Here is a 15,545-nt window from a genome sequence, read left to right as displayed (position 1 = left end):
CTACAGCCTCATGCTGACATGCCGCGCCTGCGGCATCGAACCCTTGGCTTATCTGCGTCACGTCCTTACCGAATTACCGCAGCGTGTCATCGAAGCCGACATCACCGACCTGCTGCCCTTCAACTTCGCTGAAACGCTGAAACCGCCGCTGCATGATCCAATGGCAGCCGTCTGACGGCGACCCCGGTCAAACGGGCCGCGTCAACGCGCATGGAAATGAGCGCTTACGACGAAGTCGAATGCATCCGAAGGCAAGGCGCACAAGCCCTACGAGTTTGGCGTCAAGTCTCGGTGGCCTCGATACTGAACCGCTCTCCAAAGGCGGCCAGTTCGCCCTCCATGCCATGGCACTGCCAGGAACCCCTATTATGGGCGCACCCTCGAGACCATCATCCCCGACATGGAGGAGACGATCGGCAACGAGTTGTCCGCACCTGGCCGATGCCGGATATCGCGGCCACAATTCACCTGAGAGTCACAAGCTGCGGGTCTTCACAAGCCACAACAGCGCCGCGTGACGCCGGCCATCAAACGACAGATGCGACGAGAGCCAGCCGTCGAGCCCGTCATCGGCCACATCAAGAACGAGCATCGGATGGATCGCAATTATCTCGCCGGACAAAAGGAGATGCCGTCGATGCCGTTCTGGCTGCCGTTGGCTACAACTTCTTGCGCCTGCTCAGGTGATTCAGAGACCTTTTATGCCTGCTCACCGTCATGCTCCTGGCGTCTCTGCTCCAGCGGCGCATGCTTCCTGAAGATCTCAACGTAAAAACTGGTTCTGCCGCACGGCGGGAGAGTTCATCATCGCCGTCCACGGTACTTCCACAGGGAATGATTTGGTAGTTTGCATTGGCGCCCTCAGATCTCATCCTTCGGGCAAATCGTCCAACCAGCAGGCGCCTTCGAGGTTCGGCCGGGAAAAGATCTTTCCGATCTTTTCTGAAGCCTTGTTTTGGTGATATCGCATATAGACGCGGCCATCAGTTCCAAAGTCGAGAATCTCGATCTTACCAGTGTAATGCGACATGATGTATTTAAATGTCTTTTGAATGCCGCTCAGGCGTTGGTTGATGCCATGCGAAATCTCCAGGCCGCGGCGCAGTGGAACCTGAAAATGCGATGCACCTTTCACCGGCCTGCCTTGAAATAGGTAATATGGGCGGACACCCATATGGTGACACTTGGCGAAGGTCGCGGCCAAAATGTCGGGGTCATCGTTGACTTTCGCGAGAAGCACGCACTGGTTTAGGAACTGCGTACCACGCGCCCGCAATGACCGAATGCTTCGCTCCGCATCGGCCGAAATTTCGCCGATATGGTCAAAATGCGTAACGATCACTGCGGATTTTCCAGCTACATGGATCCGTTCGAACAAGGCCACTAGAGCAGGATCCTCAAACCTTTGGGGCGCGTAGGCGAGCATTTTTGTGCCAAAACGAATGGAATTCAGATGTGGGAATGGCAGCAGATGATCAAGAATTTCATGGAGGCTGGCGGTGTTGAGCACGAACGGGTCACCTCCTGATATCAGGACGTTCGTCATCTCAGGATGACCTCCAATGTATCGCGCAATCTGCCCAAGGTCAGCTGCGATTTCATCTGAGTCCTTGCCGACAATGCGTTTGCGGAAGCAATAACGGCAGTATGAAGCGCAGCGGTCCGTTGCAAGCAACAATCCTGTTTGCGCGTACTTGTGCTGAAACCCGGGCGCGACCGTGTTTTCGTGCTCTCCGCTGGTATCCAGAGTGCCGGGACCGTCGAACTCTTCGAATGAGGGCTCGACGATGAATTTAAGCTGATCATAATGACCACTGTTGATGATCTGTTCACGATAGAATTTTGTAACACGATAACGCGTGATGCTGTTTGCTTCCACCTCGGCGGGGGTGACTGCGCGTGCCCCCTCAATGAAATTTATGATCTTGGACGACAACAGCGGGTCCGAACTGATGAGCGGAGCCACTTTTAATTTTGTCGTCTTACCTTGGATAGTTCGAGTGGTCTTCATCTAGAGCCCTTAATAAAAAAAGGCGAGAGGCAATTGTCGTACGGTTCTTCGTTATGCACCTGCAATCAATGTGCCGTCGACGATCTGATTGCTGTCAAAGTGACGCAAAGTCAGGTTACGCAGGCGTCCACAGAATACAAGGGTCTTCAGTGTGTCAGGGCCAGAACAGAAATGGACCCAAGTTGACACGACCAATGTAAGGAATGATTGAGCCGTTGTTTTTCGAAGCACCATCTGATGTGGTTGCCGCCGCTGTCATGCGCTTGTCTTGCGGCGTGCTGATTTTTTGGCGCGCGTGGCTGGGGCTTGGCTGGACACCGCTGCTGCGGCGCCCCGACGATGCCAATATCGAGGATCTGCTGCCCTTCAACTTCAAAAGCCAGCCAGCATAAGCCGCCGCTCTTCAAAACGATTTACAACGTGCACTGAAAAGAGCGCTACCAATAATCAGCAATGCAGGACGATTATTGAGCCTGCGGTAGGTTGTCGCCACAAGTGTGGCGGTCGCTCCTATCCCTTGCAAACGGGATAAACCAGGTTGATGGGCCACCGTTCTCGATGGCCGACAGCGGGTAAGATTTGTTTCCCTTCGCGATGATCATGTAACACCCGGCATCCATGGCGATCCTTGCTGCCATCAACTTCGTCAGCATGCCACCCGAACTATGACGAGAGACGGAATGACCGGCCATGGCCTCTATTTGGGGGGTAATGCGTCGCACCTCTGTGATCAAACGGGCCGACGGGTTGTCGTGTGGATCTTCCGTGAAGAGGCCATCTATGTTGGAAAGCAAAATAATTATGTCAGCCTGCACCAACTCTGCGAGCTGGGCCGCCAAACRATCATTGTCGCCAAAACGGGTGTCGGCAGTTGCGGTTGTGTCGTTCTCATTGATAACGGGAACGGCGCCAACTTTGAGGATTTGTCGAACAGTTGACAGAACATTGAGTCGGCGATGCGGGTTGCGTAGATCTTCGCCCATCAATAGTATTTGTCCGAGTCCAAATCCAAACCGTTTTAAGCTCTGTTCGAAGGCAAGCATGAGTCGAACTTGACCGATGGCTGCAGCCGCTTGTCGCTCTTCACTTCTCAGAGGAACGTCAAACTCATTGAAGTGACGTGACCCAACCGCGACAGCACCGGAGGTCACGATGATCACCTGCTGCCCACGTGAGAAAAATCGGACCACATCTTCTATCATCGTTTCAAGCCAAGAACCGCGAATGTCTCCGGTTTCTCCGTCGGCAATTAGTGCGGAGCCAATCTTCACGATTATTCGGTGAGCGGAAATTAATTGCGCCGTGGTCATCAAGTGTTGCCTCGCTAAAAGGAACGCACGTCTCTGCAATCTACACTGGGCAACTCAATATTCATTGCGAATTGCCCTTTACCTAGAGCCTTTGAGGCTGCTGGAGGAGTTTAACGGCACGGCGTGTTCTTCTTCGCCAGAGGTAGAGAATGGCGTGATCGACCAATCGATTAGACCGACCGCATGCTGAAGTATGGCCTTGGTCTGTGCAAAGCTGGATGAAGCGGCGATCACATGTCCTATGCGGTCCCGGTAGTCACCTTTCCTGACTATCTGCGTCTTAGGCTTAACATAAAATTTGACCTCTACAACGCCCGACACGGCAGCCGCCCGACTGTCGCCGTCGATCCAACTGAGGGTGCCATCGCGATCAGGGAGTAGGAATCGCACGGCTGCAGTCTGGAGATACGTGGTGCGTAAGTCACATTCCACGCCGGTGGCAAGCTTAATGTGCTCGGTTACGAGATCGACACCATAAGCAAGATGAGCCCGCCGAGGATAGGTTCCGCCCGCAATACGCGGATTGACTTCTATTACAACTGGGCCACGCGTCGTCCACCGCAATTCAATGTTGGTTGGCCCCCACCCAAGTCCCAGAGCTCCCAAACAGCGCAGCGCCACGTCGGAGATTCGCTCGTGCTCGTCGTTAGTCAGCAGGGCCGGAAAGATGCTCTCACGAAAGAGAAAATGTGGTGGATGATCGAAATCGGCGGCGCTAATCCCAATGACCTCATTTCCCATCGTGTCGGCTTCATAGAACGGGCCCTGTGCGAATTCTTCGACCAGGATCTTCGGTGAAGACCGCCATGTATGCTTCCCACCTAAAAGATGGGCCGTATGTTCGGCCAACTCGGCGACGTTTCGGCACAGTCGAACACCGATGCCGCCGATACCCCCGATCGCAGGCTTGACCACCACTGGCAGGCCGATTTCCGCGGCACAGCTTTCAACCTCCGCCGCGTTAGTGGCCAGGCGATAAGCAGGTATCGGAACGCCTCCATCAGCGAGCAGGCGACGTTGAATGAATTTGTCGCAACATTGTTCGACCGAAGCGGGGTTTGGTCCCGGTAAATCGAATTGCTGGCAGAGCTTTCCGGCGGTCGCGTAGACCTTCTCCTCGGCGCTTGTAATGCCAACAATTTCGTAGGTCTTACCCAGCCGAGAGCATTCGTTGATCAGCGCATGGAGATTGTCTGTATCGACTTGGATTGCTTCAACACCTCCCGCTGCGAGATAGGGGTACTGAGCTGGATCGGTCGATAGGGTAATTGGATGAAGGCCAAAACTCTTGGCAGCTTGGACATATTGCTCACCAGTACCATGTCCGTTGCCTTCAAGCAGGATGAGCGCTCTTCTTGCCATTGACTGCTGACCCTCCGTTGCGGGATTTGCGGCGGTCCGAGCGTATCCGCATCAACCTTGCTAGCTACGCCCGGCCACAGATCTGCAGTGAACGTACCATCCTCAGCGAATTGCGGACGTAAAGATCTTGTAAATTTTTTGTTTGACGGATCTAGGTGTGCGATGTTTTGATCGGCGCACGGTGGAATGGAGCATCACCCAGCCTACTGGCGATATCGGTAATCACGCGGTCCGAAGAATACTCGTGTACTACCGTCACAATAACGACCGCTCAGACCTTTGCACCCTTGAGTGATCGTAATTGCTTCAGGGATCCTCTCGTTGCCTTGGCTGGCCGGGGTATTGCATCAGCGATCTAGCAAGAGCGCCGTAGAGCCGGGGGCCGACACAGCTTTTCAGTCGGAGAATGAAGCAATTGACTCATAAAGCATTAATTTGTATCAAATGATTTATGCAGGATACTTAGCCTCGACGCGCCGCAATGAATTTGGCTGAGCGGCCTGGCAGCGGAAGGGGAGCCACGACCTGAAAACCAAACGCTCTCCCACTTCTGACGGCAGCGCCAGCAGTCTCTCCGAAACATACCGACAGTAAGCGGAAAGCAGAGAACTCAATGACAAAAAACCTCATAACCAGTGTGCACGCCAAGGGCGACGCCTTCTCGATTGGTTGTGCGCTCGGGAAGGCCAATGCCACAAGCTTCCTCGAGTATCGGCTTGGCACGGAGCAATTTCGCGCTCTAGATGCTCGATGGCGCGGATCGGAATATTTGAAGAATTTGGAAGCTGCAGCCCGCGCGGCATATCCCCGCTACGTGCGCGAAATCGAGGGTATCGCAGAAGGTGCCGGCAAGGATTTCGAGACCATCTTCCTATTGAATTGCCAGACTGATCTGCAGATTCCAGACGCCGCCTCCGCGGCAAAAGCTGTTGCCGGAATGGGCTGCACGACTGTCCTAATACCAGCTGAATGCAATGGGCCGGCGGTTATCGCCCACAATGAGGACGGCGAGCCCGAATCGCTGGGTGCCAATTTCTGGGTGGAGATTGAGCCCGATGTGGGGCCGGCGTGGAGCAGCTTTATGACCGCGGGCATGCTGCCGGGCGGTACCTTCCGCCTGAACGAGACCGGCCTGGTCCAGACGATCAACGCGATCACCCCGAACGACCAAAAACCTGGCGTGCCCCGACAGGTTCTTTGCCGCGCCATTCTTGATGCTAAAAGTTTGGACGAAGCGGTCGGCATTTTGAAGCGCAATGACCGCTCGTGTGGATTCCATCACACTCTTGGCGATGCGAAGACCCGCAAGGTACTCTCTGTCGAAGCGCCGGCCTCAGGCTGCGTCGTGGTAGAGGTTGCTGAACCGCGAGCGCATGCCAACCATCTGCTCTCCAGCGAGTTCAGTGGGGTGAAGCAGACCATCGGCGCTTCCTCCCGTGACCGACAAGCAGCGGCGGATCGAATGATCGGCGAAGGCGCGTTGGCGGGTGGAGCAGAAGCGGTGCTGTTTGACGAGACCACTCTAATCTTCAAGGATTGGAAAGACTCCCGGACCCTCGCGACGAGTGTTTTCGAGCTTTTTCCAGACCGCATCGAGTGGCGGATACATGCGGCTCGTGACGAGCGAGCTGCACTAAGCGGAACAATGCGCGTCGTCTAATGCGGCCTCAAGTCGCCGAGCGGTGCGACGTCGTCGTCCGGGGACCGAACCCACGGGTGCGTCTGGGCAGCGATCAGCCACGTCAAAAAAACTGCAGCCGGTCTGTTCAAGGCCCGGCCAGGTGAAAAATCCCACAAACCCCATTGCGAAGTTGCAAGGAAAGATATGGGCTATCATCTCAGAGACGATCAGTATCAACGGCTCGTCGTATTTCACGAGCGCGCCGGCCGCCTGTCGGATTCCGAAGCCTTAATGGCATTGGCAGACAACGCTTTCCAGGAGGAATTTGGCCACAAGCTCTTTACCCTCCTCAAGGTTGATAGAGCCGCAGGCGTTATGCGGCGGATCTACTCGACCGACCTCAATTACAGTCCCCTCGGAGGAACGAAGCCCCTCGCCGATGACGAGTGGAGTAGGCGTGTCGGCGCTGGTCGGCACTTTCTGGGCAAAGATTGCGAAGACATGAAGCGCTACTTTGCCGACCACGAAACATTGATCAAAATGGGCCTCGTGGGTGTATTGAATACCGCAGTCGTTTGGCGGAACGAGGTCATTGGTTGGATCAACCTCTTGGATGCTGCCGAACATTATACCCTCGAGATGTGCGATCTCGCAGGCCTATACGCGCAGGCTCTCGCGCCTTCTTTCCTTGCTAACTGAAATGCACGGCTCGAAACGCGTCGATGTATGCCAGACGCTCAGCATGATCTACATTGACGGCCGGTCGGTTTGGGTCCGCATTCTGTATCGGCGCGGACTTTTGTAGGTAGTTCGCCCGACGGCGCTCCACCCGCACGAGAGTGAATTCTAAAGCTCTCCGCGGCGCTTCGAGCGAAGATGAGACTATCCCAAGTCGGGTCGGAAACTATCACTTTGCTGGAGGCGACGCCGAATTAACGACGCCGCTCTCTTTATGGGAGATGAAGACTGCCCTCACCGTTCAACAACGGGTAAATCGATGTAGCAACCGTGAGGACCGCGATGCAACTTGAGCTGCGGCGGTTCTCCGTCAGCGGGTACATTGGCGAAACTCGTGCTCTCGCTTCCCGCTAGACACACCCTCAAGCTATAGTCCGCTGGTATGAGCGCCGAAATCGGTAACAGTGTAAACGCCAATCTGGTCGGTTCTCCTGGTGTGAGCGGCTCGGCGTCGCTTTCCAAATAGCTTTGTTGTGGTCCGAGCGCGCCGAAAGGCGAGGCAGTCCATACTTTCCGATGACGCGCACGCAACTGGCCTTCTGTAAGGTAGCAGGAGGTCCCATCAGGTTTAACTGCTTCCAAATAGACGAAGAAAATACCGTCTTCACGGGTTGAGGTTATGTTCAGATCCACAACTGGATGCCCGGTGATCTCCAAATCATTCTGCAGCGGTTCGCTCGTATAGGCCAGTCGAGCCGCATCGAACTGTCGCCGATCTCCATAATCGATTTCCCATGTTCCAATGCCACCATTGGTGTCCCATCTGTTTGAGAGGACGTCCCCCAGTTCACGGTCAACCTGCAGAGTGTCGTAGCCCGTGTCACTCGGCGATGAGCTCAGGCGCGAGCCACTTGCCATATGCCATCGTTGTCGGACGGCCGGGACTGGCCATGAGCGCGTTGACTTCCAGGATCCCTCGCCGCACGTGTAGTAGTGAATGACTTTATCGGCCTGCAGAGCAGCCTCGCCCGTGAAACAAGCATCAATGAATCGAATATCATTTGCGTGTTGCGCCGCCATGATCGGAGCGCAGTCCTGAACATCAGCACGCAGTGGGTCATATGGTTTGCGGCCGCCATGGTTCCACGGACCAAGAATGATGTTCATGGGGTTCGACTGGAGTAGAAATCGCCGGATAGACCCGAGGGGCGACCCAGAATCGAACCAACTGCCCCAATTTTGAATCGGAACCCCCGATTGCGAGATAAGGTCAGCCGACGCCTGTGGAGAGAAATCGAACCCAGAACGTTTGCTGAGCCAATCGTCAAAGGACGTGGTTTGCTCGACCGGCTGGAATGACGGCGCGCGGCCGTGTTCTTGCAGCGCGGCCGTCAACTCCGCTTGGCTTCCCACCGGACGAATTCCCGCACGGAGAGTTGAGGCGCGATCAGCATTGATCTCGCTATTTTCGTCTCTGTTCAACGATTCAACCAGTTGACTCCACCTGTCGAGGGTAAGGTTCGGAACACCTCCTGGATAGGTTTCGAAAAAGATATCGTAGTCGACATAGCGCGGCACGATGCCTTTCAGGGCGGGATGATTTCTCGAAGCAATAAGGTCTGCAGAGTTGGCGGTGTAGGACACGCCGTACGCAAGCACATTGCCCGTCGACCAAGGCTGTGCAGCGATCCAGTCTAACACGTAACTAAAGTCGAGGATTTCTTCGCGCGAGCGGTGACCTGGCCAAACGCCGAACGAGGCGCCGGTACCGCGAACATCTCCAACCACCACCGCATAGCCTTCTGGAACGAACAAATCCGCATATTGATTGGACGGCTCGCCCTTCTTTCCGCGCCCATAACAGGTCATAACCAAGATGGTGTTGCGCTTATGATCCGCGCTATCGCCCATCGGACGAACCACGTCCAAAGCGAGCCTGACACCTTCGTGCGCATACACATACGTCGATTCCAATGGGCCGAGTTTCTCTCTGCCTGCAGCTTTGGCACTGAGATCAAGGCGGTATACTGGATTTTCGTTCGGCTCGGCCTGGGCCTGAAAGCGAGAATCGGTCATGCAAACGCTCCTGTGAGTGTGCGACATATGTTTCAGTACGTAGTGTTTTGCGGCATTTGTCTTACCAGTGCAGGGGCGCCGGCCTGGAGGGTGCGGATTGCGGGGCGCGACCGTGTTAGCCAAGCGATCCCACTAGCAGCTTTATGGTAGGCCGTTCGCGGCTCTGGGCGTGCCACCGCTCCACCGGAGCGATGACCAAAGGGCAAAGCGGCAAAATCGCGATCGCGACTAGATTCTGTCGGGACGAAGTGTCACAGAACAGTCTGGCTTCTTAGATCCTTAGACGCCCGTGTCAGCACTTCAGGCTTTTCCCCGATGACGACCGTATCGTCTTGTCGGAAGCCGCCGAGTCCATAAACATACAATCCGGGCTCGACCGAATAAACTTCGTTTTCGAGCAAGGCACGGTGATTGAATGCCATGTCTCCGGGGTACTCGTGGCACAACAAGCCCATGCCGTGTCCTGTCCGGTGCATGATGTAGTTTCCAAAACCCGCTTTTTCGATGATTGCCTGCGCTGCTGCATCAATTCCCGACACCGGTCGACCCGCCACAGCGGCTTCAATTCCAGCTTCATTTGCAGCGAGCGCGACCTCGAAGAAGCGTTCCTGCCGGGTATCCGGCTTGCCACAGAACCAGGTCCGCTCATTCTCCACGACCACTCCATTAATGCGGGGGATAATCAAGTTGATCATCACGTGTCCTTTTTCGAGGATCGCACCGGATCGCTTGCCGTCCCCGTGTGGAGCTGCCGACGGTGGACCCGAGATCGACCACAGGTCGAGCAAGGCAACATCCTGCGCTGGAAAGCGTCGTGCGGCCTCCTGCGCTAACTCGGCTCCCATCATCATATCCAATTCCATCAGGAGCCGACCCGGACGGATACTCTCCCGGTAGCGATCCTGTAACCAGTCGGTCAAGCTCGCTATCTCGCGCATGAGTGCGATCTCTTCGGGATGCTTGACCCAACGAAGCGCTCGAAACTCTTGCGTCTTCATTAGAGGACGGGCCTCAGGTAGCAGCGCGAACGCCTTCTGCAATGGACCGCCACCAACATCGGTCCCGATGCGAGCTCTCCCGAGACCTGCACTTCGTAGTTTTTCGGCAACCATCTCCGGCCATTCATGCACAAGATGCATTCGATTGGAGAGGACTGGATGCTCCGCATAAAAGCTTGTGTCGGATACCCAAAGACGCCCGTCTTCGTGCGCATATCGCCAATTGTTTGTCGAAAGCTCATTGAGGACAACAAACGGCGCGCCGTTCCTCGGGACGACACAGAGAATTGGCCGCTCCCAGGTGGTGACATCCGTCTGGAAGTTGGTCGCGAACTGAAAGAACTCTGTGCTTGCGAAAGCGACAGCATCCAGGTTCTCGCGATCCATCAGTTCATTTAGTAGCTTGTACCGATACTCACGCACATTATTGCCCAAGTATGCCATCTGACCTCTTCTCTTTTCCTGAAAGCTTACCTGGTGTCTTCGACCGGCGGTTCGCAGAGTGAAATGATGCCGATCAGCGACCGCGCTTACGCGGATGAATCGGCCTCTTTGGAACCGAATGAAACATATGAGTCGCTATTGTGTCAATGATCCATTTGAATCAGGTACGGTTAAAAACCACGTCCCGGAAGTCCAGAGCCTGCAGGCGCTCCCGTAGGGCTGGCGTCGGCAGCAGTGTTCGGCAGATGGTAAACTGAGGCGACCAAAGGCTCAGATATCAATAATACGCTTGATGCATATTGAGCGTTATAAAACATTTGTTGCATTCCTTATCGTGTTGCGTTAGGACATTGATGGTAGCGGTCGAGGAGGCTGCTGCCTGAACACTGCAATCGTTTATGCGCCACCGTCTTGGTGAATGCGGGACCGAGTGGAAACGCAGGAACCGCGTGCTTTGGTCTGACATCGCCGGCGTCGTGTTCGCCGTACACTGATGAAGTGAGATCCCCGTGCGCCATGAGCAAGGAATTAACAGAGGGAGAACGAAATGAGCATTCTGATAAATCGCCGGCGGTTCATGCAGGCTACTTCGACCGCAATTGCGGTAGGCGCGTTGGCTTCCGCGGCCGGCCGTGCAACGGCCGCCTCCACCGGCGAGCTCAAAGTCAACATGAGCGGCGGCAACTGGGGCGATGCGGTGATGAAGGCTTACGTCGAGTCCTTTGAGGCCGAGACCGGAGTCAAGGTGACGCGCGTCAATGCGGACTTCTCATCGACACAGATTGCGATGATGGTCGATACCAAAAACGTTTCGGCCGACGTCGTCAACCTTGGTCAAACCAATGTCGATCCGCTTACTGCCAAGGGCTACCTCGAAAAGATCGATTATTCCATCTGGAAGAAGGAAGACCTGGAAGCAATCGCAGAAAACTGGAGGCAACCGAACGGCTTTGCTTCGTACGTATACTCGGTGAATATGGTCTGGAACACGAAGAAGTTCCCGGCAGGAAAGCCCCGGCCGACCACCTGGGCGGAATTCTGGGACGTCAAGAAGTTCCCTGGCGTTCGCTCCATCAATACCGGCGAATACGGAAGTGGGCCTTGGGAAGAAGCATTGCTCGCGGATGGCGTTCCGATGGACAAGCTCTACCCGATGGATATCGACCGCGTGTTTGCAAGCTTGGACAAGATCAAGCCGCACATTCGCAAATGGTGGACGAGCGGGTCGGAAATTCTTCAGATCATGCGAGACAACATCGCCGACATCGTGCAGTCCTATGACGCGCGCGCACTTACCCTTATTGATGAAGGTGGGCCAATCGAGATCAACCGCAACCAGGCGAAACTGACAACGGACTATTGGTGCATCCCGAAGGGCAGTCCGAATGCCGAAAATGCTCAAAAATTTATTGCGCTGACAAGCCGCCCGGACCGACAGGCCGAGTTTGCAAAGCTTATCGCGCAGGGCCCAACGAACAAGAACGCCTTCAAATTGATTCCTGACGATGTCGCCCGAAAACTTGCGTCGCATCCCGACTACGAGGCGATCAGCTTCGCTATGAACGCCAAATGGTATGCCGAGGTTGGATCGGACGGAAAGTCGAACAAGGAGCGGCTTGTGCAGCGTTGGAATGAGTGGATTCTTCAGTAATCCTCTGTCCCCAACGATCTATCGGTGGCGCTCGTCCAGTCGGCGCGGGCCGTCAAAGGTTAGCGCCACCTCTTCCCACTACCTGCCTTACGGGACTGCATGCCAAAGTTGCTCATCAGTCCTGCTGGAGTATCGTAATGAACTTGAATCTGAAAAATCATCTTCCTGCCGAGGACGAAGTGTTGCAGAAGCTTCCGGATACCGCTCAAATCGAATTTCGCAATGTTTCCAAGATCTATGGGGCCGTTGCTGCGGTTAAGGATATCTCCCTTTCTGTTTCGCGCGGCGAGTTCCTTACGATTCTTGGACCGAGCGGTTCTGGCAAAACGACAGCATTGATGCTGCTCGCCGGCTTCACGACCCCTACCGGAGGAGACATCCTCATTTCCGGCAAGTCCGTGTCCGAAGTCCCGTCTTACCGCCGCGACCAAGGCATTGTCTTCCAGAGCTATGCACTTTTCCCGCACCTTACGGTGCATCACAACTTGGAGTTCCCGCTCGAAATGCGCGGCATCAAGGCCTCTGACAGAGCGTCGCGGGTCAAAAGAATGCTTGAGCGTGTTCGCCTGGGTGAGTTTGGCGAGCGCATGCCATCACAATTGAGTGGGGGCCAGCAACAACGCGTGGCCGTCGCGCGCGCCTTGATTGCAGATCCACCGATTTTGCTGCTGGACGAACCGCTGGGCGCGCTCGATCGAAATCTGCGCGAGCAGATGCAAGTGGAAATCAAAGAGCTGCACAAGGAGTTTGGGAAAACGACCATCTGCGTCACCCACGATCAAGAAGAAGCACTCACGCTTTCGGACCGCATCGTTGTCATGCGCGCCGGTCAAATCGAGCAGATCGATACACCGGAGGCCTTGTACGATCGCCCCAAAACGCGCTTTGTCGCCAACTTCCTGGGTGAAGCAAATATCCTCGAAAGCGTTGATTTCAAGATTGAATCGGACGTTGTTCCTTCTTCCGGTATGGTATCGATGCTTCGGCCGGAGCGCATTTGCGTCAGTGTGCCTTCAGCAGCAAGGCGCGCAGATGCGGACCACAGACAGTCCGTCTCGGGGATCGTGGACGATATGATCTATGCTGGACCCTTGAGGAAGTACCGGGTGCGGGTTGGGAATGCGACGCTGATCGCGCGCGAACATGTGGCATCGGGCCAGCAAGTCTTCCGTCCGGGCGAAGAGGTTCGCCTTGATTGGCTTCGATCCGACATCCGGTTTGTCGCTGCGTAAAGCGGAAGGACAGCATCCATGACAACACTTCAGAGAATCCGGTCCACGCCGATGTTGCTAACTTTGCCAGCGTTCGCTGTGCTGTTTGCGATTTTCGGCATACCCATGCTCCTTCTTTTCGCGACCAGCCTCAATGCGCCAAATCTGTCTTTTGCGAATTATATCGCTTTTTTCGAACAGCGCTCATTTGTCCTGATCCTGATTCAGACCTTCAAGATCAGCTTCATAGCCACGGCACTTTGTTTGATCATCGGCTACCCGACGGCTTATTTGATTACGATCGCCGGCCGTGCAAGACCAATCCTCCTGGTGCTTGTCTTCCTACCTTGGCTGACGAGTGCTCTGGTTCGGACCTACGCATGGACTGTCGTCTTGGGTGATAGTGGATTGATCAACCGCGTGTTGCTCAATTCGGGCATAATCGATAGCCCTTTGTCTCTCATCTATAATCGTTTCGCTGTTTATGTTGGCATGGTGCATATCATGTTGCCCATGATGATTTTGCCGATTGTCAGCGTGATGATGAGCATTGATACTTCCTTGATGGCAGCCGCTCGCAGCATGGGCGCAAAGCCGTTCACCGCCTTTCTCCGGGTCTTCGTACCTCTTAGTATCCCGGGCGTTCGAAGCGGCTGCATATTGGTTTTTGTTGTTTGCCTGGGCTTTTACATCACGCCACAAGCATTGGGCGGCTTGGGCGACACCATGCTTTCAACCCTCATCAATTCGCAGCTTACAACATCGTTGAACATTGCGGCGACCGCCGCGGCAGCCTTTATATTGTTGGCGATGGCGCTCGCGGTTCTTTCCGTAGCGGGCGTCAATCTCGCCGGCGCGCATGGACAGCCTGCTTCAAGCGAGCAGAACGCCCGACGACGTAAACTGCCTTCATTCGACAAGGCATCCCGCTATCTCAACGAGTTTCTCGTCCCGTATCGGGCGCGACGCTGGGCAGCAAAGCTCCATCAAGCGCAGCGGGAAACCCCGTGGTCCAAGATTGCGGGGGCAGCATTCCTTGCCGTCGTTGTCATCTATCTATTGGCGCCCGGTTTCATCGTGATCATCGTCTCGTTAAATGCAGGGGAGTTCCTCGAGTTCCCACCTAAGGCTGTTTCGCTCAGATGGTACTATTCGTTCTTCAACGACCCCTCGTGGATCGGCGCATTGTGGAACAGCTTCCAATTCGGCGTAATTGTCAGCGTGGTATCGACCATAGTCGGCACATTGGCAGCGTTTGGCCTCAGCCGGTGCTCGTCGCGCTTGCGCTCGGGTCTAACCATGGTGATCCTGACGCCGATTACCTTCCCAATCATTGTTGTTGGTGTTGCTGTCTATACCGGGCTGGCCAAACTAGGATTGGTTGGAACGAACACCGGGATCATCCTGGGCCAGACGATCGGAGCCATCGGCTATGTCGTTGTCATCGTCCTTGCGACACTCGCAGGATTCGACAGGAGGCTGGAACAGGCGGCAATGAGCATGCGCGCCGGGCCGACCCAGACGTTCATGCGGGTTACTCTCCCGTTAATCCGCTCTGGTATCATCGGCGGCGCGCTCTTCGCGTTCTTGGCTTCCTTCGACGAGGTCATCATCACGTCGTTTGTCAGTGGCTATGCGATCCCGACATTGCCATTGAAAATGCTGGAAAACCTGAAGCAGCAACTTGACCCGACGATCGCTGCCGTTGGCGCTTTGCTGACAATGTTGCCAATCGTCTGGCTGGTTGCGCTTTATTTCACGCTTTGGCGCGGAAGAGGGGCGTTGAAGAGTGCTCCGGTCGCCGCGACCTGAGTCATCATACTCATGCCGGCTCCGTAACTCGCAGCCGTGAAACTGACTGCCTGTCCCAGAGCGAACTCTGGGGCGGGCTCCTGGCTCGAAGACTGCCCGGCGCATTTACTGCGCAATGGAGCTCATCAATCGCTTGTGCTCAAAGCCGAAGCCGGTCACGACGGACTTTCTAGGCAAGCTCTGGTTTCATTGACGCATTAGACGGTCATCCCTCGGGTGACGGCGCGTTCCCTATTTGCTGTCAGTCCGTTCTTTGCGGGACAATTCCGCGGCAACCATCAGGTCCACTCATCGGACATCGACTGATGTGCGAATAACTTCAATTCCGGTTGCAAGGTCAGGAGGCGCCGTTGGCGCGAGTAGCCGGCCTC

12 protein-coding genes and 1 pseudogene are annotated in these 15,545 nt (G+C 55.2%); 8 read left to right on the top strand and 5 right to left on the bottom strand.

All coding sequences use genetic code 11. The annotated features are described in order from the left end of the window. Together QD409_RS31515 and QD409_RS31510 are read left to right on the top strand one after the other, a co-directional pair. Positions 1-175 (top strand): transposase domain-containing protein (locus QD409_RS31515; protein ID WP_414091225.1); only part of this gene is annotated, 175 nt, incomplete at its 5' end. 56 nt (positions 176-231) lie between these two features. Continuing rightward, positions 232-681: pseudogene (locus tag QD409_RS31510) on the top strand (transposase); the annotation flags it as partial. Positions 682-868: 187 nt separating this feature from the next. Here the strand turns inward: QD409_RS31510 and QD409_RS31505 are convergent. Next, positions 869-2,011, bottom strand: a complete 1,143-nt coding sequence (locus QD409_RS31505) for a KamA family radical SAM protein (RefSeq protein WP_004128843.1) — start codon at positions 2,009-2,011, stop codon at positions 869-871. Between the two features lie 215 nt (positions 2,012-2,226). On the opposite strand from QD409_RS31505, the gene QD409_RS31500 reads away from it, so the two are divergent. Next, positions 2,227-2,403 (top strand): hypothetical protein, encoded by a 177-nt coding sequence (locus QD409_RS31500; RefSeq protein WP_154660804.1) that lies wholly within the window; start codon positions 2,227-2,229, stop codon positions 2,401-2,403. Positions 2,404-2,475: 72 nt separating this feature from the next. Here QD409_RS31500 and proB read toward each other — a convergent pair whose 3' ends face one another. Together proB and QD409_RS31490 are read right to left on the bottom strand one after the other, a co-directional pair. After that, entirely contained in the window at positions 2,476-3,321 is an 846-nt protein-coding gene (gene proB, locus QD409_RS31495; RefSeq protein WP_430764634.1) for a glutamate 5-kinase, read from the bottom strand. A 78-nt stretch (positions 3,322-3,399) separates the two neighbouring features. Further along, positions 3,400-4,683 carry an ATP-grasp domain-containing protein gene (locus QD409_RS31490; protein ID WP_004128847.1) on the bottom strand — a complete coding sequence of 428 codons (1,284 nt, stop codon included), beginning with the start codon at positions 4,681-4,683 and terminating at the stop codon, positions 3,400-3,402. A gap of 613 nt (positions 4,684-5,296) precedes the next feature. On the opposite strand from QD409_RS31490, the gene QD409_RS31485 reads away from it, so the two are divergent. Together QD409_RS31485 and QD409_RS31480 are read left to right on the top strand one after the other, a co-directional pair. Beyond that, complete coding sequence (locus QD409_RS31485; protein WP_004128849.1) at positions 5,297-6,343, top strand: C45 family autoproteolytic acyltransferase/hydolase; 1,047 nt, start codon at positions 5,297-5,299, stop codon at positions 6,341-6,343. 165 nt (positions 6,344-6,508) lie between these two features. Continuing rightward, entirely contained in the window at positions 6,509-7,003 is a 495-nt protein-coding gene (locus tag QD409_RS31480) for a hypothetical protein (protein ID WP_015342013.1), read from the top strand. Positions 7,004-7,276: 273 nt separating this feature from the next. On the opposite strand, the gene QD409_RS31475 is transcribed toward QD409_RS31480, so the two are convergent. Continuing rightward, complete coding sequence (locus tag QD409_RS31475) at positions 7,277-9,058, bottom strand: CocE/NonD family hydrolase (protein ID WP_004128850.1); 1,782 nt, start codon at positions 9,056-9,058, stop codon at positions 7,277-7,279. 251 nt (positions 9,059-9,309) lie between these two features. Next, a complete protein-coding gene (locus QD409_RS31470) occupies positions 9,310-10,500 on the bottom strand; it encodes a M24 family metallopeptidase (RefSeq protein WP_004128852.1) in 1,191 nt (396 codons plus the stop codon). Positions 10,501-11,047: 547 nt separating this feature from the next. Here QD409_RS31470 and QD409_RS31465 point away from each other — a divergent pair. From QD409_RS31465 to QD409_RS31455, 3 genes are all read left to right on the top strand, one after another. After that, complete coding sequence (locus QD409_RS31465) at positions 11,048-12,151, top strand: ABC transporter substrate-binding protein (protein ID WP_004128854.1); 1,104 nt, start codon at positions 11,048-11,050, stop codon at positions 12,149-12,151. Between the two features lie 137 nt (positions 12,152-12,288). Then, the gene (locus QD409_RS31460; RefSeq protein ID WP_004128856.1) at positions 12,289-13,383 is read left to right on the top strand and encodes an ABC transporter ATP-binding protein; all 1,095 of its coding nucleotides are present in this window, start codon (positions 12,289-12,291) and stop codon (positions 13,381-13,383) included. An 18-nt stretch (positions 13,384-13,401) separates the two neighbouring features. Further along, positions 13,402-15,174, top strand: coding sequence for an ABC transporter permease subunit (locus QD409_RS31455; protein ID WP_004128865.1), 1,773 nt, complete (start codon positions 13,402-13,404; stop codon positions 15,172-15,174). The last annotated feature ends 371 nt before the right edge of the window (positions 15,175-15,545 follow it).

It is taken from the genome of Rhizobium sp. BR 315 (assembly GCF_050577975.1).
In the GTDB taxonomy this organism is placed as follows: Bacteria; Pseudomonadota; Alphaproteobacteria; order Rhizobiales; family Rhizobiaceae; genus Rhizobium; species Rhizobium miluonense.
This window is presented reverse-complemented; position numbering and strand designations above follow the sequence as displayed.

Coding starts and splice junctions, on each gene's coding strand:
- QD409_RS31505 (WP_004128843.1), bottom strand. CDS start 2,011: ATGAAGACCACTCGAACTATCCAAGGTAAGACGACAAAATTAAAAGTG.
- QD409_RS31490 (WP_004128847.1), bottom strand. CDS start 4,683: ATGGCAAGAAGAGCGCTCATCCTGCTTGAAGGCAACGGACATGGTACT.
- QD409_RS31485 (WP_004128849.1), top strand. CDS start 5,297: ATGACAAAAAACCTCATAACCAGTGTGCACGCCAAGGGCGACGCCTTC.
- QD409_RS31480 (WP_015342013.1), top strand. CDS start 6,509: ATGGGCTATCATCTCAGAGACGATCAGTATCAACGGCTCGTCGTATTT.
- QD409_RS31475 (WP_004128850.1), bottom strand. CDS start 9,058: ATGACCGATTCTCGCTTTCAGGCCCAGGCCGAGCCGAACGAAAATCCA.
- QD409_RS31470 (WP_004128852.1), bottom strand. CDS start 10,500: ATGGCATACTTGGGCAATAATGTGCGTGAGTATCGGTACAAGCTACTA.
- QD409_RS31465 (WP_004128854.1), top strand. CDS start 11,048: ATGAGCATTCTGATAAATCGCCGGCGGTTCATGCAGGCTACTTCGACC.
- QD409_RS31460 (WP_004128856.1), top strand. CDS start 12,289: ATGAACTTGAATCTGAAAAATCATCTTCCTGCCGAGGACGAAGTGTTG.
- QD409_RS31455 (WP_004128865.1), top strand. CDS start 13,402: ATGACAACACTTCAGAGAATCCGGTCCACGCCGATGTTGCTAACTTTG.